The sequence below is a fragment of the Dietzia sp. JS16-p6b genome (genome assembly GCF_003052165.1).
In the GTDB taxonomy this organism is placed as follows: domain Bacteria; phylum Actinomycetota; class Actinomycetes; order Mycobacteriales; family Mycobacteriaceae; genus Dietzia.
Window position 1 is genome coordinate 635,373 of the sequence record NZ_CP024869.1, and the last position, 20,719, is coordinate 656,091.

General features: G+C 71.4%; 19 protein-coding genes and 1 pseudogene. 12 read left to right on the forward strand and 8 right to left on the reverse strand.

Annotation, left to right across the window (positions count from 1 at the left end):
- Positions 1-67: 67 nt before the first annotated feature.
- Positions 68-2,653 carry an ATP-dependent helicase HrpB gene (hrpB, locus tag CT688_RS02880; RefSeq protein WP_107755685.1) on the reverse strand — a complete coding sequence of 862 codons (2,586 nt, stop codon included), beginning with the start codon at positions 2,651-2,653 and terminating at the stop codon, positions 68-70.
- Between the two features lie 218 nt (positions 2,654-2,871).
- Between hrpB and CT688_RS02885 the strand changes: the two genes are divergently transcribed.
- Positions 2,872-5,523 carry an ATP-dependent Clp protease ATP-binding subunit gene (locus CT688_RS02885; RefSeq protein ID WP_107755686.1) on the forward strand — a complete coding sequence of 884 codons (2,652 nt, stop codon included), beginning with the start codon at positions 2,872-2,874 and terminating at the stop codon, positions 5,521-5,523.
- 98 nt (positions 5,524-5,621) lie between these two features.
- On the opposite strand, the gene CT688_RS02890 is transcribed toward CT688_RS02885, so the two are convergent.
- Both CT688_RS02890 and CT688_RS02895 read right to left on the reverse strand, forming a co-directional pair.
- Positions 5,622-6,143, reverse strand: coding sequence for a flavin reductase family protein (locus tag CT688_RS02890; RefSeq protein WP_107755687.1), 522 nt, complete (start codon positions 6,141-6,143; stop codon positions 5,622-5,624).
- A gap of 83 nt (positions 6,144-6,226) precedes the next feature.
- Positions 6,227-7,402: an ROK family transcriptional regulator gene (locus tag CT688_RS02895; RefSeq protein WP_182613631.1), complete on the reverse strand. Its 1,176-nt coding sequence runs from the start codon at positions 7,400-7,402 to the stop codon at positions 6,227-6,229.
- A gap of 235 nt (positions 7,403-7,637) precedes the next feature.
- Here CT688_RS02895 and CT688_RS02900 point away from each other — a divergent pair, with 235 nt between their 5' ends.
- Genes CT688_RS02900 through CT688_RS02915 form a run of 4 tightly spaced genes read left to right on the forward strand, consistent with a single transcriptional unit; the run spans position 7,638 to position 11,493 of the window.
- Positions 7,638-8,768: an LLM class flavin-dependent oxidoreductase gene (locus tag CT688_RS02900; protein WP_231750574.1), complete on the forward strand. Its 1,131-nt coding sequence runs from the start codon at positions 7,638-7,640 to the stop codon at positions 8,766-8,768.
- Between the two features lie 22 nt (positions 8,769-8,790).
- A complete protein-coding gene (locus tag CT688_RS02905) occupies positions 8,791-9,654 on the forward strand; it encodes an ABC transporter permease (RefSeq protein WP_107757968.1) in 864 nt (287 codons plus the stop codon).
- 16 nt (positions 9,655-9,670) lie between these two features.
- Positions 9,671-10,438, forward strand: coding sequence for an ABC transporter ATP-binding protein (locus CT688_RS02910; RefSeq protein WP_370446324.1), 768 nt, complete (start codon positions 9,671-9,673; stop codon positions 10,436-10,438).
- Complete coding sequence (locus CT688_RS02915; RefSeq protein ID WP_107755691.1) at positions 10,435-11,493, forward strand: ABC transporter substrate-binding protein; 1,059 nt, start codon at positions 10,435-10,437, stop codon at positions 11,491-11,493. Before CT688_RS02910 ends, CT688_RS02915 begins: the two co-directional genes overlap by 4 nt.
- A gap of 51 nt (positions 11,494-11,544) precedes the next feature.
- On the opposite strand, the gene CT688_RS02920 is transcribed toward CT688_RS02915, so the two are convergent.
- The 3 genes from CT688_RS02920 to CT688_RS02930 are packed head-to-tail and all read right to left on the reverse strand — an operon-like array spanning position 11,545 to position 13,192.
- Positions 11,545-11,937: a DedA family protein gene (locus CT688_RS02920; protein WP_107755692.1), complete on the reverse strand. Its 393-nt coding sequence runs from the start codon at positions 11,935-11,937 to the stop codon at positions 11,545-11,547.
- Between the two features lie 37 nt (positions 11,938-11,974).
- Positions 11,975-12,283, reverse strand: a complete 309-nt coding sequence (locus CT688_RS02925) for an antibiotic biosynthesis monooxygenase (RefSeq protein WP_017835976.1) — start codon at positions 12,281-12,283, stop codon at positions 11,975-11,977.
- Positions 12,284-12,322: 39 nt separating this feature from the next.
- Complete coding sequence (locus CT688_RS02930; protein ID WP_107755693.1) at positions 12,323-13,192, reverse strand: A/G-specific adenine glycosylase; 870 nt, start codon at positions 13,190-13,192, stop codon at positions 12,323-12,325.
- Positions 13,193-13,230: 38 nt separating this feature from the next.
- Here CT688_RS02930 and CT688_RS02935 point away from each other — a divergent pair, with 38 nt between their 5' ends.
- A complete protein-coding gene (locus CT688_RS02935) occupies positions 13,231-13,884 on the forward strand; it encodes a carbonic anhydrase (protein ID WP_107755694.1) in 654 nt (217 codons plus the stop codon).
- A 56-nt stretch (positions 13,885-13,940) separates the two neighbouring features.
- Entirely contained in the window at positions 13,941-14,588 is a 648-nt protein-coding gene (locus tag CT688_RS02940; protein WP_107755695.1) for a hypothetical protein, read from the forward strand.
- A 42-nt stretch (positions 14,589-14,630) separates the two neighbouring features.
- Here the strand turns inward: CT688_RS02940 and disA are convergent, their stop codons facing one another.
- Both disA and CT688_RS02950 read right to left on the reverse strand, forming a co-directional pair.
- Complete coding sequence (disA, locus tag CT688_RS02945) at positions 14,631-15,725, reverse strand: DNA integrity scanning diadenylate cyclase DisA (RefSeq protein ID WP_107757969.1); 1,095 nt, start codon at positions 15,723-15,725, stop codon at positions 14,631-14,633.
- A 10-nt stretch (positions 15,726-15,735) separates the two neighbouring features.
- The gene (locus CT688_RS02950; RefSeq protein WP_107755696.1) at positions 15,736-16,299 is read right to left on the reverse strand and encodes a hypothetical protein; all 564 of its coding nucleotides are present in this window, start codon (positions 16,297-16,299) and stop codon (positions 15,736-15,738) included.
- 197 nt (positions 16,300-16,496) lie between these two features.
- On the opposite strand from CT688_RS02950, the gene CT688_RS02955 reads away from it, so the two are divergent.
- The 5 genes and pseudogenes from CT688_RS02955 to rlmB all read left to right on the forward strand — a co-directional run bounded on the left by CT688_RS02955 (position 16,497) and on the right by rlmB (position 20,710).
- Positions 16,497-16,991 (forward strand): CarD family transcriptional regulator, encoded by a 495-nt coding sequence (locus CT688_RS02955; RefSeq protein ID WP_017835982.1) that lies wholly within the window; start codon positions 16,497-16,499, stop codon positions 16,989-16,991.
- A gap of 13 nt (positions 16,992-17,004) precedes the next feature.
- Positions 17,005-17,754 (forward strand): annotated as a pseudogene (gene ispD / locus CT688_RS17615) (2-C-methyl-D-erythritol 4-phosphate cytidylyltransferase); the annotation flags it as partial.
- A 45-nt stretch (positions 17,755-17,799) separates the two neighbouring features.
- Complete coding sequence (gene ispF / locus CT688_RS17620) at positions 17,800-18,282, forward strand: 2-C-methyl-D-erythritol 2,4-cyclodiphosphate synthase (RefSeq protein ID WP_231750576.1); 483 nt, start codon at positions 17,800-17,802, stop codon at positions 18,280-18,282.
- Between the two features lie 42 nt (positions 18,283-18,324).
- On the forward strand, positions 18,325-19,740 hold the full coding sequence (gene cysS, locus CT688_RS02965; RefSeq protein WP_107755698.1) for a cysteine--tRNA ligase: 1,416 nt from the start codon (positions 18,325-18,327) through the stop codon (positions 19,738-19,740).
- A 1-nt stretch (position 19,741) separates the two neighbouring features.
- Complete coding sequence (rlmB, locus tag CT688_RS02970; protein ID WP_107755699.1) at positions 19,742-20,710, forward strand: 23S rRNA (guanosine(2251)-2'-O)-methyltransferase RlmB; 969 nt, start codon at positions 19,742-19,744, stop codon at positions 20,708-20,710.
- The last annotated feature ends 9 nt before the right edge of the window (positions 20,711-20,719 follow it).

Consider the following 20,719-nt stretch of genomic DNA (forward strand, 5'->3'; position numbering starts at 1 on the left):
TTCCATGGTAGGGGCCGGCCCGGACCGGAACGGTGCCGAAACTCACCCCGTTACGTGACCGGGATCGTCAGCGGTGGCGGGTGGTCCGGCGAGTGGGCTCCGCGGCCATCGGATCCTCCGGCCAGGGATGTCGGGGATAGCGGCCCCGCATCTCCGCCCGCACACCGGGATACGCCTCGCGCCAGAAGAACTCCAGGTCGCGGGTCACGCCGAGCGGCCGGCCGGCGGGGGAGAGCAGGTGCACCGTCACGGGTACCCGTTTGTCGCAGATCCGGGGTGAGGAGGTCCACCCGAAGCACTCCTGCAGCTTCACCGCAAGTACGGGGGACGCGTCGGATCCGGGTTCCGGATAGTCGACGCGGTACCACGACGAACTGGGCACCTGCAGGCGATCGGGCACGAGCTCGTCGAACCGGGAGGCCTCCGGCCACGGGAGCAGTCGTCGGAGCGCGCCGCCGACATCGCGCCCCCTGAGCGTGCCGCCTCGCGTCATGGACTCGACCTCCGGCCCGAGCCACTCCGGGAGACGGTCCGCGAGTGCCTCGGCGGACACGTCGGGCCAGGGGGGCCCGAGTTCCCGCCGGGCGAGAGCCAGTCGGAGCCACAGACGTCGGGCGTCGTCGTCGGGTCCGAGCGCGGCCAGGCCACCGGAGCGGACGGCGTCCGCGACGGCCGACGCGGCGGCCTCGGGGCTCGGACGCACGGGGGTGACGGACAGTTCGATCGCGCCGAGCCGTCGGATCCGTCTGGCCGTCACCGCGCCGCCCGCGACGCGGGCCGTCTCCTCGTCGTCGAGTAGCTCCGACGCCGCGCTCTCGGCTCCCGCCCGGCTCAGCGGGGCCGCGGAACGGATCACCGCTCCCGCGTCCCCGGCGGTCCGCCCCGAGGCTCGCGCGACCTCGGCCACCGCGAGCCACTCGTGACCGGCGAGGGCGGAGCCCGGCGGGAGGACCGCCCCGGTGCCCGACGCGAACGTGTACTGCCCACCCCGGCGGCGCGCGACCCGATCGGGGTGCGCGAGGGCCACGATGAGACCGACCGCCTCCTCGAGCGGGGCCTCCTTCCTCCCCCCGCCGGTAGGGACGAGTCGTTCCAGGCGGCGGGCCTCGAGCTCCCAGGTCCGGTTGTCCGAGGCTCGGCCGCCGACCAGGGCCCGCAGGTCCGCCACCAGGTCCCCCGTCGGTGAGCGGCGGCCCGACGTCAGCAGTGCCACCACCTCCGCGGCCCTCGCGCGGCCGACCACGGGGGCGCCGTCGAGCAACGCGCGGGCGTGCCGCGGGTCCGCGGGGACGCGGGACAGGTCCCGCCCGCGTCCGGTGGCCCGGCCCAGCGCGTCGAGCGCGCCCAGTCCCTGCAGGACCCGCTGCGCGCGACGGATCTCCCCCGACGGAGGAGGATCGGTCAGCGCCAGGCCCTCGCCGCGGGGAGCGCCCCAGCAGGCGACGTCCAGGGCGAAGGACGTCAGGTCGGAGGTCGCGATCGCCGGGGTGCGGTGCGGGGTGAGCCGTGAGTAGTCGTCCTCGGACAGGCAGCGCACCGCGATCCCCGGTCCGAGACGTGCCGCGCGTCCCGAGCGCTGGACGCAGGAGTCGCGGGAGGCCGAGACGGTGAGGAGACCGGTCATGTCGCGGGCGGTGTCCCTGCGGGGTTCGCGGTTCAGGCACGCGTCCACCACCACCCGCACCCCGGGAACGGTGAGCGAGGACTCCGCCAGGTCGGTCGAGACCACGATCCGGGGCGGTGGGCCGGCCCCGCCCCGGCCCGGGTGCGGACCCTCGCGGCCGGAGCCCGAGACCACCCGGTCCTGCTCGGCGGCGTCGAGGCCACCGTGCAGTGGCAGGATCTCGGCGCGCCCGCCCAGTCGCGCGGTGAGCGACCGCACCACCCGCTCGATCTCACGCGCCCCGGGGAGGAAGACGAGGGTGTCCGAGCCGCCCGTGGCCACCTCCTCGGCAGTGACGTCCGCCACGTGCTCGAGGAAGCCGTCGGTGACCCCCCGGGCGTCGAGGCGGGGAACGGGCGACGGGCGGTAGCGGATGTCGAGGGGATGCAGGACGGCGGGGAGTTCGATCACCGGCGCCGCCCCGGTGGCGCCCGCTCCGGCGCCGCCCGCTCCGGCGCCCCCCAGCAGGCGGGCGATGCGGCCGGAGTCGAGGGTCGCGGACATCGCCACCACCGGCAGGTCGTCCCGGAGCTGGCGCACCTCGCACAACAGGGCCAGTGCGAGATCGGACTCGACGTCCCGCTCGTGGATCTCGTCGAGCACCACCGCTCCCGCCCCCGTCAGGTCCGGATCGGCGATCAGCCTCCTCACCAGCACGCCCGGTGTCACGAACTCCACGAGGGTGTCCCGGCCGACCCGGGTGTCCCCCCGGACCGAGTACCCCGCCAGGCTGCCGACCTCCGTTCCGGTCAGCGCCGCCAGTCGCCGCGCCGCCGAACGGGCCGCCACCCGCCGGGGCTGGGTGACGACGACCCGTCCCGCGATCCCGTCCGCCGAGGCGACCGCCGGCGGGGCGAGGGTGGTCTTGCCCGTCCCGGGCGGAGCCTGGACCACCGCCGTACCCGCCGTGGCGAGCGCGCGCCGCAGGGCCGGGAGCGCGTCGGTGAAGGGCAGGCCGCGGCCGATCCGGTCCAGATCGAACGGGCTCATCACCCGGTCCCGCCCGACGCCACCATGCTCCCGAGACTAGATGTCCGCGCCGTCCCGCACGGATTCGGCGGCGTTCGCTGTCGGCGTACACGTATCCGCAATGATTCCCCGACCTGCCGCGTTGAACCCTGGTGACGGGCCGACTGCCACTCCTGTGGCTCCGGGCGTCAGACCGGGCCACTACAGTGGTGAACACCCGAGGAATGTGAGGTAGCACGATGTTCGAACGGTTTACCGACCGCGCGCGTCGCGTCGTCGTCCTGGCCCAGGAAGAGGCCCGGATGCTCAACCACAATTACATCGGCACCGAGCACATTCTGCTTGGTCTCATCCACGAGGGCGAGGGAGTGGCCGCCAAGGCCCTCGAGTCCCTGGGGATCTCGCTTGAAGCGGTGCGGAGTCAGGTCGAGGAGATCATCGGCCAGGGCCAGCAGGCGCCCAGCGGGCACATCCCGTTCACGCCGCGGGCCAAGAAGGTCCTCGAGCTGAGCCTGCGCGAGGCGCTGCAGCTCGGCCACAACTACATCGGGACCGAGCACATCCTCCTCGGCCTCATCCGAGAGGGTGAGGGGGTGGCCGCGCAGGTGCTGGTCAAGCTCGGAGCGGACCTCACCCGGGTCCGGCAGCAGGTCATCCAGCTGCTCTCCGGCTACCAGGGCAAGGAGGCGGAGGCCACGGGCGCGCCGGCGGGGACCGGCGGGCGCGAGTCCGGGACGCCGTCGTCCTCGACGGTCCTGGACCAGTTCGGCCGCAACCTCACGCAGGCCGCCATGGAGGGCAAGCTCGACCCGGTGGTCGGCCGCGCCAAGGAGGTCGAGCGCATCATGCAGGTGCTCTCCCGGCGCACCAAGAACAATCCGGTGCTCATCGGAGAGCCCGGCGTGGGCAAGACCGCGGTCGTCGAGGGCCTCGCCCAGGCCATCGTCAACAACGAGGTCCCCGAGACCCTCAAGGACAAGCAGGTCTACTCGCTCGACCTGGGGTCCCTGGTGGCCGGTTCCCGCTACCGCGGTGACTTCGAGGAGCGCCTGAAGAAGGTGCTCAAGGAGATCAATCAGCGGGGCGACATCATCCTGTTCATCGACGAGATCCACACGCTCGTCGGGGCGGGTGCCGCCGAGGGCGCGATCGACGCCGCGTCGATCCTCAAGCCCAAGCTGGCCCGCGGTGAGCTGCAGACCATCGGCGCCACCACGCTCGAGGAGTACCGCAAGCACATCGAGAAGGACGCGGCGCTCGAGCGTCGTTTCCAGCCGGTGCAGGTCCCCGAGCCCAGCGTCGAGTTGTCCATCGAGATCCTCAAGGGTCTACGCGACCGCTACGAGGCGCACCACCGTGTCACCATCACGGACGCGGCCCTGGCCGCGGCGGCCCAGCTGGCGGACAGGTACATCAACGACCGCTTCCTGCCGGACAAGGCGATCGACCTCATCGACGAGGCCGGCGCCCGCATGCGGATCAAGCGGATGACCGCTCCGCCGGACCTCCGGGAGTTCGACGAGAAGATCGCCGAGGCCCGGCGCGAGAAGGAGTCCGCGATCGACGCGCAGGACTTCGAGAAGGCCGCCGGTCTGCGGGACACGGAGAAGAAGCTCATCGCCGAGCGCTCGGAACGTGAGAAGCAGTGGCGTGCGGGCGACATGGACGTGGCCGCGGTGGTCGACGAGGAGCAGATCGCCGAGGTGCTGGGTAACTGGACCGGGATCCCCGTGTTCAAGCTCACCGAGGAGGAGACCACACGTCTGCTCCGCATGGAGGACGAGCTGCACAAGCGGATCATCGGCCAGGAGGACGCCATCAAGGCGGTCTCCCGGGCCATCCGTCGCACGCGGGCCGGTCTCAAGGACCCCAAGCGCCCGTCGGGGTCGTTCATCTTCGCCGGCCCGTCCGGTGTCGGCAAGACCGAGCTCTCCAAGGCGCTGGCCAACTTCCTGTTCGGCGAGGACGACGCGCTCATCCAGATCGACATGGGTGAGTTCCACGACCGCTTCACCGCCTCCCGCCTGTTCGGCGCACCTCCCGGGTACGTCGGATACGAGGAGGGTGGCCAGCTGACGGAGAAGGTCCGGCTCAAGCCGTTCTCGGTGGTCCTGTTCGACGAGATCGAGAAGGCCCACTCCGAGATCTACAACACGCTCCTGCAGGTGCTGGAGGACGGCCGTCTCACCGACGGGCAGGGTCGCATGGTGGACTTCAAGAACACCGTGTTGATCTTCACCTCCAACCTCGGCACGAGGGACATCTCCAAGGCCGTCGGGATGGGCTTCCAGTCCGCCGACAACACCGAGGACGCCTACGACCGGATGAAGCAGAAGGTCAACGACGAGCTCAAGAAGCACTTCAGGCCCGAGTTCCTCAACCGTATCGACGAGATCGTGGTGTTCCACCAGCTCACCAAGGACCAGATCGTCGAGATGGTCGACCTGATGGTCAGCCGCGTGGGCGTGGCGCTCAAGGCCAAGGACATGACGATCGAGATCACGGACCGGGCCAAGGAACTCCTGGCCAAGCGGGGCTTCGACCCGGTGCTGGGTGCGCGGCCGCTGCGTCGCACCATCCAGCGCGAGATCGAGGACACGCTCTCGGAGAAGATCCTCTTCGGTGAGGTCGCGGCCGGCGAGTTGATCACAGTCGACGTCGAGGGTTGGGACGGCGAGTCCGACCAGACGGAGAACGCCAGGTTCACCTTCACCGGGGTCCCGCGGCCGGACGCCGCCGAGTCCCGCGAGGGTGAGGAGATCACCGCGAGTGTCGCTCCGACCGGTGAGGCCGGCCCGGGGGACTCGCTTCCCCCGAGCTCGGGTGGCTTCGCCGGCGGCGCCCCCGGCGGATCCTCGGGTAGTGGTGGGGCGGCTCCCGCCACCACCTAGCCCGAAGTCGCCGCACCACCGCGAGGCGGCCCCCGCTCTTCCGAGCGGGGGCCGCCTCGTCGTCTGCCGGGTCGTAGGCCCCGGGGGCGATCCGGTCGTCAGTCGCGGGCCGCCGGCACCGCCCACAGGCCACCGCCGACCACCACGAGCGGATCACTCGGCTCGTCGTCGAACCAGGCGTCCAGCATCCGCGCGATCACCAGGACGTGGTCGCCCGCCGGCACGAGACGGTCCAGTGCGACCCGTAGTCGCGCCCGCCCGCCGTGGAGGAGAGGCTCGCCGGTCTCGGCCCGGGTCCACAGGGAGTGGTCAGCGAACCTCTGTGCCGCGGGCCCCGAGAACCTCGACGCCAGGTGCCGGTCGGATTCCCCCAGCAGATGGATCACGGCGGTGCGGGCGTCGAGCACCGCGGCCAGGCTGGACGAGGAGATCCCCACGTTGAAGCTCACCAGGGCAGGTTCGGACGACAGGCTGGACGGCGACGACGCGGTGAACCCCACCGGGCCGTCGGCGCCGTCGAGGGTGATGATCGTGACTCCGGCGGGATGCAGTCGCATCGCCCGACGGTGGGTCTCCGCCGAGACGCTCTGGCGGTCGGAGGACAGGCTTCGTTCGGTCATGCCAGAAGTCTGGAGGCTCGTGCTACGGATGTCGAACGTTCTGCTCGTGCTGACGCGAAGTGGGTGACGCCACCGTCACCACGTCAGGACACCGACAACAAGCGTGCGGGCAGCGCGCTCGTAGGGTCCGCGGAGATGGCGTCGAGCGCCACCGCCATGGCCGCCACCTGTTGGATCCGCCCTCCCGCCGTCGACACCCTGAGTTCGGGCGCTTCTCCCGGCAAGGGGGTCTCCCGCGAGGCGCTCAGAACGGGGCCCAGGTATCGCGGGTGGTCGGTGAAGGCCTGGCCGCAGAGCACCACCGAATCCGGGCGGGTGATGGTCGAGAGCAGCCCCACCAGGCGGCCGAGTACCGTGGCCCGCTCGACGAGGATCGCCTCGGCCACCGGATCGCCGGGTGCGCGTGCGGCGAGTTCCACCACCGACCCGACGGGGATGCCGCGGGCGGCCGCGGCGCGGACCAGTCCGGAATCGCCCACCACGTCCGTGAGGCCGCCTCCGCGGTCGTCGAGGTACGTGGTGGGCCCCACGGGCAGGTGCGCCAGTTCGGCCGAGCCGGCGCGCGGCAGGTGTACGGCGCCGTCGATCACCAGGGCGGAGCCGAGATGCTCCCGGGCGTAGACGACGAGCGTCGTCCCGGTGTGTGTCTCATGCCCCACGAGGAGTTCCGCCGCGGCCATGGCCTCGACGTGCGGGGCCACCGAGAACGGCACCCCGAGCCGATCGGCGAACAGCTCGGTCACCGGGACGTCCCGCCACCCCAGCAGGTCGTGGTCGACCCTGCCCGGGGAGGTGATCCTGGCCGCCGTGGCCACACCACCCCAGACGAGCCGACGTCCACGGTGGCCGTCGAGAAGACGGAACGCGATCGCGGACAGCTCGTCCGCGATCTGCTCCGGATCCCGGCCCGGGGTGGGGATCGCGAACTCGGACAGGATCCGGCAGGCGAGGTCACTGATCGCCACGACGCAGCGGCTGAGGCCGACGTGGACGGCCACCACCACCGGCCCGCCGGGATCGATCTCGACAGGGATGCTCGGTCGACCGACGGAACCGTCGTGCATGAGTTCCGGCCGCTCGCGGATGACGCCGGCGGACAGCAGCGCTGCCGTGGCGCGGCCGACCGTCGCCACCGACAAGCCCGTGGACGCTGCCACCTCCGGGCGGGTGACGGGCCCCCGGAACCGGATCGTGCGCATGACCCGGGCCGCGCTCACATCGGACAAGCGCAGGACAGGGGCGGCAGATCGGGTGGTCATGACGAGCAGGGTAACACAGGCTATAGACCGATCGGTCTACTCTGGTTAAGGGTATCGATCCTCGTCACGCCAATTGTGGCTCCACGCCACCGCCCGGTCCCACGATGAGTCGGTCCGCAGTCCGATCCCAGACCCCCAGGAGCCGTCAGTGGCCACCGACCCCATACGTCCACACGCCGAGCCGGCCGACCAGGCCGATCAGGCCGACCAGACGAAGACCCATCTCCACTGGTTCCTGCCCACGTACGGGGACTCACGCCACCTCGTCGCCGGGGGACACGGCACGTTCATGTCGGGGGACCGTCCGGCGACGCTGTCGTACCTGCGGCAGATCGTCGCGGCGGCCGAGCACAACGGGTTCGAGTCGCTTCTCACCCCGACCGGCGCATGGTGCGAGGACGCCCTGATCACCAGCGCGCTGCTCGCCGAGTCGAGCGACCGCATCAAATTCCTCGTCGCGCTGCGCCCGGGCCTCATGGGCCCCACCCTCGCCGCGCAGATGGCGGCCACCTTCCAGTGGCAGACCGGGGGCCGACTGCTCCTCAACGTGGTCACCGGAGGCGAGTCGCGGGAGCAACGCGCCTACGGAGACTTCCTGGACAAGGAGGCGAGATACGCCCGGGCCGACGAGTTCCTCGACATCGTGCGCGGACTGTGGCGATCCGGGGAGGCCCTGACCTACCGGGGCGACCACCTCGCCGTCGTCGACTCCGTCCTGGCGCGGCGGCCCGACCCGGTCCCGCCGATCTTCTTCGGCGGCTCCTCCGCTGCCGGGATCCGTGTCGCCGCGCGCCACGCCGACACGTACCTGACCTGGGGCGAACCGCCGGCCGCGGTCGCCGAGAAGCTCGACCGGGTCCGGGTCGCCGCGGCCGCCCACGGTCGGAGCCCGTCGTTCGGGATCCGGCTGCACGTGATCTCCAGGGACACCTCGGAGCAGGCGTGGGCCGAGGCGGACCGACTACTGGCGGGGATCGACCCCGCGGACGTCGCGCGCGTCCAGGCCTCGCTGACCGCCAGTGAGTCCGAGGGGCAACGCCGCATGCTCGACCTCCACGGCGGCCGGACCGACTCCCTGGAGATCTCACCCAACCTGTGGGCCGGCGTCGGACTGGTCCGTGGAGGGGCGGGCACCGCGCTGGTCGGTTCCCACGAGGAGGTCGCCGACCGGATCGCCGAGTACGCGGCGCTCGGACTCAGCCACTTCGTCCTGTCCGGGTACCCGCATCTGGAGGAGTCGTACCACTTCGGGGAGGGCGTGCTGCCCGTCCTCGCCCGTCGAGGACTGCGGTCGACGGGTGAGGGCCGCCGGGAGACGGTCTCGGTCCCGTTCGCCACGGCCGAACCCGCGTTCGCCCGCGGGTGAGGAGCAGGAGGAGAAGACCACCATGACCACTGTTCTCACCGCGTCAACGCCCGGGGCCCCGGTCGCCACGGCGGGCCCGACCCCGCAGAACCGGACGCCCCGGTCCCCGGGGCGCCGCGTCGCGAGGCCCCGCAGGGCCCTCCGCGGCATGACATGGCTGCGCTGGCTCAGCCCCGTCGTGCTGATCCTGATCTGGCAGATCGCCGGCGCCACGGGCCTCCTGCCGGAGCGGATCCTTCCCGCCCCGCAGCTGATCGCCTCCTCGGCGCTGGAGCTCATCGCCTCCGGCGAACTCGCGGACGCGCTGGCGGTCTCGGGCGTCCGCGTGGCCCAGGGGTTCGTCCTGGGGGCCGTGGCCGGACTGGTCCTCGGGGTGATCGTCGGGACCTCGCGGGTCGCGGACGCCCTCGTGGACCCCCCGCTGCAGATGCTGCGCGCGCTTCCCCACCTCGGGCTGATCCCGCTGTTCATCCTGTGGTTCGGCATCGGCGAGACCCCCAAGGTGCTCCTCATCGCACTCGGGGTGGTGTTTCCCATCTACCTCAACACCGCGTCGGGATTGCGGCAGGTGGATCCCAGGCTGCAGGACATGGCCACGGTCTTCGGATTCAGCCGGCGCCAGCGACTGACGGAGGTGATCCTGCCGTCGATCGCGCCCCAGGTCCTGGTGGGCGTGCGCCAGTCGCTCGCGATCGCCTGGCTGACCCTCATCGTGGCCGAGCAGCTCAACGCGACCAACGGCATCGGTTACCTCATCATGAACGCCCGTGACTACTTCCGCATCGACGTGATCATCGTCGGCCTAGTCGTGTACGCGCTGCTGGGGATCCTCACCGACGCGATCGTGCGCGTCGCCGAGGCCCGCGCACTGCGCCACTACCGATGACCACCGCCCAGCGCACATGACCACCGTCCAGCGATCAGGAGCCCCAGGAATGCCCACCACCCTCGCCCCCGCGGGCGCGCTCCGCGGTGTCACCCGCAGCTTCGGCGACACCACCGTTCTCCGGAACCTCGACCTGACCATCCCTCGAGGCGACATCGTCGCCCTGCTCGGCCGGAGTGGCAGCGGGAAGTCGACCGCGCTGCGCATACTGGCCGGACTCGACCGGGATCTCGAGTCGGGCGACGTCCACATCGACGGCCCGCCGGCTGTCGTGTTCCAGGATTCCCGTCTGCTGCCCTGGCGGACCGTGGCCGAGAACGTCCGGCACGGTCTCAACAGGGTCGAGGTCGGCCGCGGGGAGAAGTCGGACCGGGTCACCGAGATCCTCGCCGAGGTGGGCCTGGAGGGCCGAGAGGGTGCCTACCCCGGAGAACTCTCCGGCGGCCAGGCGCAGCGGACCTCGCTCGCCCGGGCGCTCGTCGCGGAGCCTGCGCTGCTGCTGCTCGACGAGCCCTTCGGCGCGCTCGACGCCCTCACCCGGCGGACCATGCACCGACTCCTGCTGAGGCTGTGGACCCACCACGGCTTCGGGGTCCTGCTGGTGACGCACGACGTCGACGAGGCGGTGTCTCTGGCCGACCGGGTGCACGTCCTGGACGACGGCGGCATCGGCCACACCGTGACCATCGACCTGCCCCGCGGTGGGGGCGAGACGGGCCGCCACCGCCGCTCTCTCCTCGACGCGTTGGGCGTCGACCACACAGACGAGGACCACTCGATATGACCACCACGCTCTCCCCGATCCACCGACGCCCCGCGATCCCTGCCGTTCTGCTGGCGCTGGCGCTGGCGTTGATCGTGCTGCTCGTCGGCGCCGGGTGCGCCACCCGCGACTCCGAGGCCGCGGCCCCGGTGCCCGACCGGGTCGATCTCGCGGACCTGTCCGGCCTCGTCCTGCGCGTGGGGGACCAGAAGGGTGGCACGCAGGCCCTGCTCACCGCGGCGGGAGAGCTCGATGATCTCCCGTACGAGATCGAGTTCTCCACGTTCACCTCCGGCCCGCCCCAGGTGGAGGCGCTCAACGCGGGGCAGATCGATCTGGCCGTGACGGGTAACACCCCGCCGGTCTTCGGGGCGGCCGCGGGGGCGCGGGCGTCGATCGTCTCGGCCTACGCCAACGGGGGTGAGGGGGACCGGATCCTCGTCCCCGGTGACTCTCCCGTTCGGTCCGTGGCGGACCTCGCGGGCCGGAAGGTCCTGGTGGCCAAGGGCACGTCGGCGCACGGGCATCTCCTGCTGCAGCTCCGCGGTGCCGGGGTCTCGCCGGAGTCCGTCGAGATGGTCTTTCTCCAGCCGGCCGAGGCGGGTTCCGCCTTCGCGCGCGGTGACGCCGACGCGTGGGCCATCTGGGATCCGTACACGGCCATCACGCAGACCACGACGGATGCCCGGACCATCGCGACGGCGGCGGAGGCGTCCAACGGCTTCTGGTTCGGGCTCGCCTCCCACGACGCCCTCGCCGACGCGCGACGTCAGACCGCGATCGCCGACCTCCTGGTCCGACTCGCCGAGGCGGGGACCTGGACGGCACAGAACCCAGCGCAGTGGGCCGCGTTCTACGGGGAGGCCGTGGGACTGACCCCGGAGGCCGCCGAACTCTCGCAGAGTCGCAGTACCCGCAGACCGGTGGCGCTCGCGGACACGGTGGAACGCGAACAGCAACTCGCAGACGTGTTCACCGAGGACGGACAGATCGACCCCGTGGACATCGAGGCCCTGGTCGACGACAGGTACGCGGATGTGCTCGGGTCGGTGGTCGGGCCCGTGCCCGGGAGGTAGCGACCCGGTCGGGTGACCGGTCGGTCGGTGCGGTCGGACCGTCTGGTCGGGTCAGGAGGAGACCGTGGACCAGAGGGTGGTGATCGCACTCCACCCGACCATGCCCACAGTGGAGTAGAGCAGTGCCCACAACGCACAGCCGACCACCACCGCCGGCAGGTACCGGGTCAGCGGCATGCGGGTGAACCCGGCGGAGAAATTGATCGCCGTCTGCACACCCACGGTGAGGAACGACAGCGGTACCGCGACCACGCCGTAGCGTGCGGACAGTTTCTGCGCGCGTTGCATGTGCCGGCCCTCCAGGTGGCGGGCGACCCTGTCGCTCAGCCTGCCGCCGCTCAGCGCGCCGCGGCCCAGCCAGTAGGTGGCGTTGGCGCGCAGCATCACGATGACGAAGAGCAGGCCGAAGGCGATCGGATACGGCTGTTCCGCGATCCGGTCCACGTGAGATGACGGGGTGCGCCGGCGGAGGTGCCGGGCGTCAGGCGGACGGTGCGACGTCCAGCACGACGTCGAACTCGAGAAGGGTGGCCCCCTCGGCGACGGGCTTGCCGTGCTGGCCGGCGTGGGCGGTCCGGGCGTCACCATCACGCCAGGCGGCGAAGGACGCCTCGTCCTCCCAGGTGGTCACCACGAAGTAGCGGTCCTCGCCGGCGGTGGGGCGCAGCAGTTGGAAACCGAGGAAGCCGGGGGAGTTCTCCACGGTGTGGGCGCGCTCGGCGAAGCGACGCTCCAGTTCGGGTCCGGCCTGACTCGGTACGGACAGGGCATTGATCTTGACGACGGCCATGTAGGTGAGCCTACGCTTCGTCGCGGCGATCCCGGTCGGTCAGCCCGGCAGGGAATAGATATCGCCGGCCCTCACCATCAACCCGTCGGCCACGAGCGAGTCGAGAGCCCGTTCGCGCTGGGCCGGATCGGGCCACACCGCGTCGAGCCGGTCCCGTCCCGCCGTGCCGTCGCCGTCGCGCAGGACGTCGAGGAGTAGTCCGCGGACCTGGCGATCGGTTCCGACGAAGGTCTGGGTGCGGCGCCGTGGCCCGTCCCATTCGGGCCTACCGGCGGCCAGCCACGCGCACGACGGGGCCAGGGGGCAGTCGTCGCATCGCGGCGCCCGGGCCGTGCAGACCAACGCGCCGAGCTCCATCAGGGCCACGGAGAAGGCGACCGCCCGTTCGCGGCCCGGCGGCAGCAGGGCGTCGACCGCCGAGAGGTCCCGACGGGCGGACGGCGGCCCCGCCTCGGCCGCCCCTCCCACCGCCCGGGCGACGACCCGCCGCACGTTGGTGTCGACCACCGGGACGCGTTGGCCGTGGGCGAAACACGCCACCGCGCGGGCGGTGTAGTCGCCGACCCCGGGGAGGCCGAGCAGGTCGTCGACGTCGGTGGGGACCTCGCCACCGTGCTGTTCGACGACGGCGAGCGCGCATTCCCGCAGTCGGAGGGCACGGCGCGGGTAACCGAGTTTGCCCCACATCCGGATGACCTCGGCGGCCGGCGCCGCGGCGAGCTCGGCCGGGCCGGGCCACCGCTCGAGCCACGCCCGCCAGACGGGCTCCACGCGGGCGACAGGGGTCTGCTGACTCATGACCTCGCAGAGCAGGATCTCCCACGCACCGACCTCCGGCCCGCGCCAGGGCAGGGGGCGCCCGGCGCGCTCGAACCAGGACAGCAGGGCAGAGGGGTCGACAGAGGTCACCGTGCGCCCGTCAGACCGCGGTGTGCACAATATGAGTCATGCCTCATACCGATCCCATCAAGGCCTGGGCCTCCCTCCGTGACGGTAACCATCGATTCGTCGGGGGCGAGATGCGTCATCCCGGTCAGAATACCGAGCACCGCCAGACCCTGGTCGCCGCGCAGAACCCCAAGGCCGTGCTCTTCGGGTGCTCGGACTCCCGGGTCGCCGCGGAGATCATCTTCGACCAGGGACTCGGGGACCTCTTCGTGATCCGAACCGCGGGCCACATCAGCGATTCGGCGGTGCTCGGGTCGATCGAGTACGCGGTCCACGTGCTCGAGACCCCGTTGATCGTGGTTCTCGGCCACGACAGCTGCGGAGCCGTCAAGGCCACGGTCGACGCGCTCAACACCGGGGAGATCCCTCCCGGTTTCCTGCGGGACGTCGTCGAGAAGGTCTCGCCCTCGATCCTCAACGGGCGTCGCGAGGGACTCAGTGCGATCGACGATTTCGAGGCCCGACACGTCCTCGAAACCGGCCAACTTCTCAAGCAGCGGTCCAAGATCATCAGCGACCGGATCGACGAGGGGAGGTTGGCCATCGTCGGCGTCACCTACAAGCTCTCCGACGGCCACGCGTACCTGCGCAGCGTGTTGGGAGATGTCGACGACATCCCCCACGGCCCGGGTGAGGAGATGATCGCGGTCTAGGGACACGCCGCGAGGGGGATCGGGTGCGGCGCCGACCCGGCTCTAGAGTTGGACCCGTGCACGAACCCCAGGGCTCCCTTCCGCGCGAGGTCTATGTGCGTCGCCGCGTCGCCGCGGTCGCCATAGCGGTCGTCGCGGTCCTGGCCGTGGTGCTGGCACTCTTCCTCGCCTCCAGGGACAGTGGCACGGACACCCAGGACTCGGCGACCGGCGGCGAGGTCGACTCGGCCGAGCCGGCCACCACCACCGAGACCACGACCACGGAGACCACCCGGGACGACGGCGGCGCCTCGCGGGGCCGGTGCGCGGACGAGGACCTGAGCCTGGAGGTCTGGCCCGCCGAGCCCAACGTCGCGGTGGGGCAGGATGTCCGGTTCTTCGTCAACATCCTCAACACCTCCGACACCACGTGCGATCGCGACCTCTCCGAGGCGCCGCTGTCCTTCGAGGTCTACCGTCTGGACACCAACGTCAAGGTGTGGTCGAGCATCGACTGCACCACCCCCCGTGAGGACGACGAGGTGGAGCTCCGCCCCGGTGAGCCCGAGCCCCGCCAGATCGACTGGACCGGCCGCCGTTCCGCGGAGGGCGCCTGCACGGAAGCGGACCGGACCCCTGTCGAGGTCGGCGCCTACCAGGTGTACGCGCTGGTCGGGAACGTCTTCAGCCCGGCGGCCACCTTCAACGTGGTCGAGGGAGGCTGACCCCGGGCGGCGGGCCCCTCTGCCCCTGGGACGACCCCGGCGCTAGGACGACCCCAGGCCGGTCAGCCACTGACGAAGGTGCCTGGCCCAGAGGGCTCCGACGCCCTCCACGTCCGCGAAGTCGGTCTGTTCGGCGGCGAGCAGTGCCGGCACCGAGCCGAATCGCTCCACCAGGGCCGAGATCTGCACGGGTCGGAGCCTGGGGATGTGGGCGAGCATCCGGTGTCCACGTGCGGTGACGTGCTCGTCCAGGTCCTCTGGCTCGGCGGGCAGGCCGAGGCAGCGCGCGACGGGGCCGGGCAGGAGGAGATCGGCGTCACTCAGCGCCGCCAGTCGCTCGAGCCCGGTCGCCACCTGCTCGGCGGTGGGGACCGTGCTCCCTTCCGCGGGATCCACCGCGACGTGGTCGGCGACGAGGCCCCACAGTTCGTTCGGGGTGTCGGCCAGCAACTCCTCGAGCTGGAGTGTGGTCTGGCGCCCGTACTCGCCCATCTCCACCGCGAGCTCGGCGAGTTCGGCACCCAGACGGTCCAGCCGGACCAGCCGTTGGGCCATCGTCACGACGTCGCGGACGGACGCGTACCCGCCGAGCTCCGCGCGGTCGAGCCGGTCGCGGGCCCGGGCGGTGCGGGCGCCGTGTCGCTCCATGGTGGCCACCGTCTGGTCCGCCCGGGCCAGCAGGACCACGGGGTCGGCCAGGACGCGGGCCTGCCCGCCCGCGTAGACGGTCACCGTCGTCATCGAGGCGGAGACCGCCACCGACGGGACACCGGTGTGCAGGGCGGTCCGTTCGGCCGCGCGGTGCCGGGTCCCGGTCTCGACCGCCGGCAGGGTGGGATCGGGCACGAGGTGGACGTTGGCGTGGGTGATCCGCTCGCCGTCCGAGGACAGGACCACGGCTCCGTCCATCTTGCTCAGTTCGCGCAGCCTGGCCGGTGTGAACTCGACGTCCAGCGTGACACCGCCGTCGCATATCTCCCTGACGGCGGGGTCATCGCCCAGCACGATGAGACCACCGGTGCCGCTGCGACGGATGCGGTCCAGTGCCTCACGCAGCGGGGTGCCGGGGGACAGGCGCCGGAGGACGGCCCGGACGGGTGCGTCGACGGGGGTCCCGTCCGTGGCGCGGGGGGCCAGGGCGGACGTCTCAGTGCCCCTCTGCGTGGGTCTCGACCGGGCGGGTGTACTCGTCGCTGGGCGGGACCTCGGCGATGACGGCGGCGGACATCTCGATCTGATCGCCGTTGGAGAACGACACGGTGGCGGGTACAGAGGTCCCGATCCGGAGGTCGTCGGAGTCGGGCAGCGTGGCGGTGCTGCGCTCGACACAGAGGTCGTCCCGCGCGGGGACGGGCTCGACGTCGGCCGCCGGCGAGACGATCAGGGAGCATCCGCGTTCCAGCGGCTGTGTCTCGCCGAGCTGCGCCTCCATCCCGTCGATCTCGATCCGGTCGAGGGAGATCGACTCGCCCATGCCGGTCCCGGTGAAGGAGGCGGCGAACCCGAGACGCGCCTCGCCCTCCTCGGGGAGGACCACCACGAGATCGTTGACGTGGAGCTCGCCCGCGGAACCCTGCCCGCCGTCCACCGCGGCGACCTGGTTGGCCGTCTGGGAGACCTGCCCGGCGCCACACGCGGACAAACCGACGGCGGTACCCACGGCCAGGACTACGAGCGCGGTGCGGCGCAGGCCGGTGTTCGGTGAAGTCACGTCAGGCTCCTCGGGGGATGGTCGTTCTCAGGCCGGTCTCATCGTAGTCCACGGCTGGTCGTGACCGGCGTCAGAGTGCGCTCCCGGCACCCCCCGGATGCGGCGCCCCCGCCGTACGGGTTTCTGACCTGCACAAACGGAAAACCCCAGCGCTGAGGGCGTGCTAAGATGTCTCAGTCGAAAGGGGAAAGCCACTCATGGAGTTCAAGGTCGGCGACACTGTCGTCTACCCGCATCACGGCGCCGCTAGTATCCAGGCGATCGAGATGCGGACGGTCAAGGGCACCGAGAAGGAATACCTCGTCCTCAAGGTTTCACAGGGCGATCTCACGGTCCGGGTTCCGGCCGAGAACGCCGAGTACGTGGGCGTGCGTGACGTGGTCGACGAGGCGGGGCTCGACAAGGTCTTCGACGTCCTGCGCACTGAGCACGCCGAGGAGCCGACCAACTGGTCCCGCCGGTACAAGGCGAACGGCGAGAAGCTGGCCTCGGGGGACGTGAACAAGGTCGCCGAGGTCGTCCGCGATCTGTGGCGTCGTGACCTGGACCGTGGTCTGTCCGCCGGTGAGAAGCGGATGCTCGCGAAGGCACGGCAGGTGCTGGTGGGCGAACTCGCGTTGGCCGACCGCGCCGATGAGCACCGCGCCGACGAGCTCCTCGAGCAGGTGCTGTCCGCCGCCACCCCCGCCTGACGCGACCGCGGGGGTGACTCGATCCGCGCAGGAGCTCAGTGATGGCAGTGGCCACCCGCCCCCCACGGGCAGGGTGGCCGCCGTCGTTCCCGCGGCGGGCTCCGGACTGCGCCTGGGTGCGGGGGTCCCCAAGGCCTTCGTCGAGCTGTCGGGTCGGACCATGCTCGAGCGGGCCGTCTCCGGTCTGTTGGCGAGCGGGGCGGTCGACGACGTCGTGGTGGTGGTCCCCGAGGACCGGGTCGCGGAGTCGGAGCTGCTGCTCGCGCCTCTCCGGTCCGGCGAACACCTCGTTCTCGTTGCGGTGGGCGGGCCGCAACGCACCGACTCGGTCCGTAACGGTCTGGCGGTCCTCACCGCCACCCTCGAGGGGTCGGGGTCGCCGGTCCACGACGTCGTGCTGGTCCACGACGCGGCACGCTGCCTGACCCCGGCCGCTCCGATCCTCCGGGTGGTGGAGGCGGTCCGATCGGGCGAGGGTGCGGTGGTCCCCGTCCTCCCCGTGGTCGACACCGTCAAGGAGGTCGACGCCGCCGGTTACGTGGTGGGCACGCCCGATCGCGGAGCTCTCCGAGCCGTTCAGACGCCGCAGGGCTTCGCGCCCTACGTGCTGCTGGCGGCCTACGATGCGGCCGGTGACGTGGCCACCGACGACGCCGGCCTGGTGGAGCGGCTGGGCAGGAGGGTGGCAACCGTGGCGGGTGATCCGCTCGCCTTCAAGATCACCACCGCGTCGGACCACGCGCGCGCCCAGGAGGAACTCCGTGACCAGCACGGGTTCCACGCACGCGAGAACCCGGAGGACCGTCCCGTGACCGGACCCGTGACCCCCCGCGTCGGTATCGGCACCGACGCCCACCAGGTTCAACCCGGCAAGAAGTGCATGATGGCCTGCCTGCATTTCCCCGACGACGACGGGTGCGAGGGCCACTCCGACGGAGACGTGGTGGCCCACTCACTGGTCGACGCGCTGTTGTCCGCCGCCGGTCTCGGCGACCTCGGAACCCTGGTCGGCACCGGACGCCCCGAGTACGACGACGTCTCCGGTGAGCGTCTCCTGCGTGAAGCGGTGGCGGAGGTGACCGGCCAGGGGTGGACGATCGGTAACGCCGCCGTGCAGATGGTCGGTAACCGACCCAAGATGGGCCCGCGGCGGCTCGAGGCCCAGGACACCCTCTCGGCGATCATCGGCGCCCCGGTGTCCGTCTCGGCCACCACGACCGACGGGATGGGCTTCACCGGCCGCGGCGAGGGGGTCTCTGCGGTGGCGACGGCTCTGCTGTTCCGGAGCTGACGAAGCGGGCACGAGGAGGCGTCACCGGTAGACTCGATCCCCGTGACGCTCCAGCTGTACGACACCGCCACCCGCTCCCTCCGGGAGTTCACCCCTGTCCGGGAGGGTCACGCGTCGGTCTACCTCTGTGGAGCCACCCCGCAGTCCGTGCCGCACATCGGCCACGTCCGGTCGGGGGTCGCCTTCGACATCCTGCGCCGATGGCTGCTGGGATGCGGTTACGACGTGGCGTTCGTCCGCAACGTCACGGACATCGACGACAAGATCCTCACCAAGGCCGCGGAGAACGGGCGGCCGTGGTGGGAATGGGTCGCCACGCACGAGCGGGAGTTCACCAGGGCCTATGACGCGCTGGGCGTCCTGCCGCCGTCCACGGAGCCCCGGGCCACCGGACACGTCACCCAGATGATCGACTACATGGAGCGGCTCATCGAGCGCGGTTACGCGTACCCGGCCGAGGGCAGCGTGTACTTCGACGTCGCGGCCTGGTCGGCCGCCCCCGAAGGCGACTACGGGCACCTCTCGGGACACCGGCTCGACGAGGTCGACCAGGGCGAGGGGGCCGACCTGCGGGGTAAACGAGACCCCCGCGATTTCGCGCTGTGGAAGGCGGCCAAACCCGGGGAGCCGAGCTGGCCGACCCCGTGGGGAGAGGGCCGGCCCGGCTGGCACCTCGAGTGTTCGGCGATGGCCACCTGGTACCTCGGTCACACCTTCGACATCCACGGCGGCGGCCTGGACCTGCAGTTCCCTCATCACGAGAACGAGGCCGCCCAGTCCCACGCGGCCGGTGACGGCTTCGCCCGGTACTGGCTGCACAACGGGTGGGTGACCATGGCCGGGGAGAAGATGAGCAAGTCGCTGGGTAACGTCCTCAGCGTCCCGAACATCCTCACCGTGGTGCGCCCCGTCGAGCTGCGCTACTACCTCGGCAGTGCCCACTACCGGTCCATGCTCGAGTACTCACCGGAGGCGTTGCAGGAGGCCGCTGCCGGATACCGCAGGATAGAGACCTTTATCCGGCGCGTGGCCGAGGTCGTCCCGGAGATACCCGTCGGCGAGTGGACCGACGGATTCGCCGCGGCGATGGACGACGATCTCGGGGTCCCGGCCGCGCTGGCGGAGATCCACGGCGCGGTGCGCAGGGGGAACACGGCCCTGGCCGCCGGTGATCACGACTCGGCGCTGTCCGCCGCGTCGGCCGTCCGGGCCATGACGGCGGTGCTGGGCGTGGATCCCCTCGACCCCCACTGGGTGGCCGCCGGCGGCGGCGACGACGCCGCGACCACCGCGCTCGACTCGCTCGTGCGCGCAGAACTCGAGGCGCGCGACATCGCGCGCTCGAATAAGGACTTCGCCACCGCCGACGCGATCCGGGACCGACTGGTCGCGGCCGGCGTCGAGGTGACAGACACCGCGGACGGCCAGAAATGGTCGCTCGCCAATCGGAAGGACTGACATGGCGGGCAATTCGAGCCGACGCGGGGCGATCCGCAAGACCGGCACCAAGAAGGGCCAGGTCGTCGGATCCGGCGGCCAGCGGCGACGGGGTCTCGAGGCCCGGGGGGCCACGCCCAAGGCGGAGGACCGCACGTATCACTCCGCACACCGCAAGGCCAAGGCCGCCTCGCGGAAGGCGGAGACGGCCCAGCAGCGCCGCCGGCACGCCCAGAAGCAGGCCGACGGCCCCGAATACGTGGTCGGGCGCAATCCGGTGGTGGAGTGTCTCCGGGCCGGCGTGCCCGCGACCGCCCTGTACGTGGCGGTCGGCTCGGAGGCCGACGAGCGACTGACCGAGGCCGTGCACCTGGCCGCCAACAAGGGCATCTCGATCCTCGAGGTGCCGCGCACCGATCTCGACCGCATGACGAGCAACGGCATGCACCAGGGCATCGGCCTGCAGGTGCCGCCGTACCAGTACACCGACCCCAAGGACCTCCTCGACATCGCGATGGGGTCGTCGAGCCCCGCGCTGTTGGTCGCCCTCGACAACATCACAGACACCCGCAACCTCGGGGCCGTCATCAGATCGACGGCCGCGTTCGGCGGCCACGGCGTCCTGATCCCCGAGCGGCGCAGTGCGTCCATCACGGCAGTCGCGTGGCGTACCTCCGCGGGCGCTGCGGCCCGGCTGCCCGTCGCGCGTGCGACCAACCTCAACCGGACGCTTCTGGACTGGGCGAAGTCCGGAGTGCAGCTCGTGGGCCTGGACGCTGACGGCGACACCACCCTGGACAGTTACGACGGCACCGGGCCCACGGTCGTGGTGGTGGGCTCCGAGGGCAAGGGGCTCTCGCGGCTCGTGCGCGAGAACTGCGACTCGATCCTCTCGATCCCGATCTCCGGCGGGGTGGAGAGCCTCAACGCCTCGGTCGCGGCCGGAGTGGTGCTCTCCGAGTTCGCCCGCCAGCGTCGCGTGAAGGGCTGACGGGGCCCG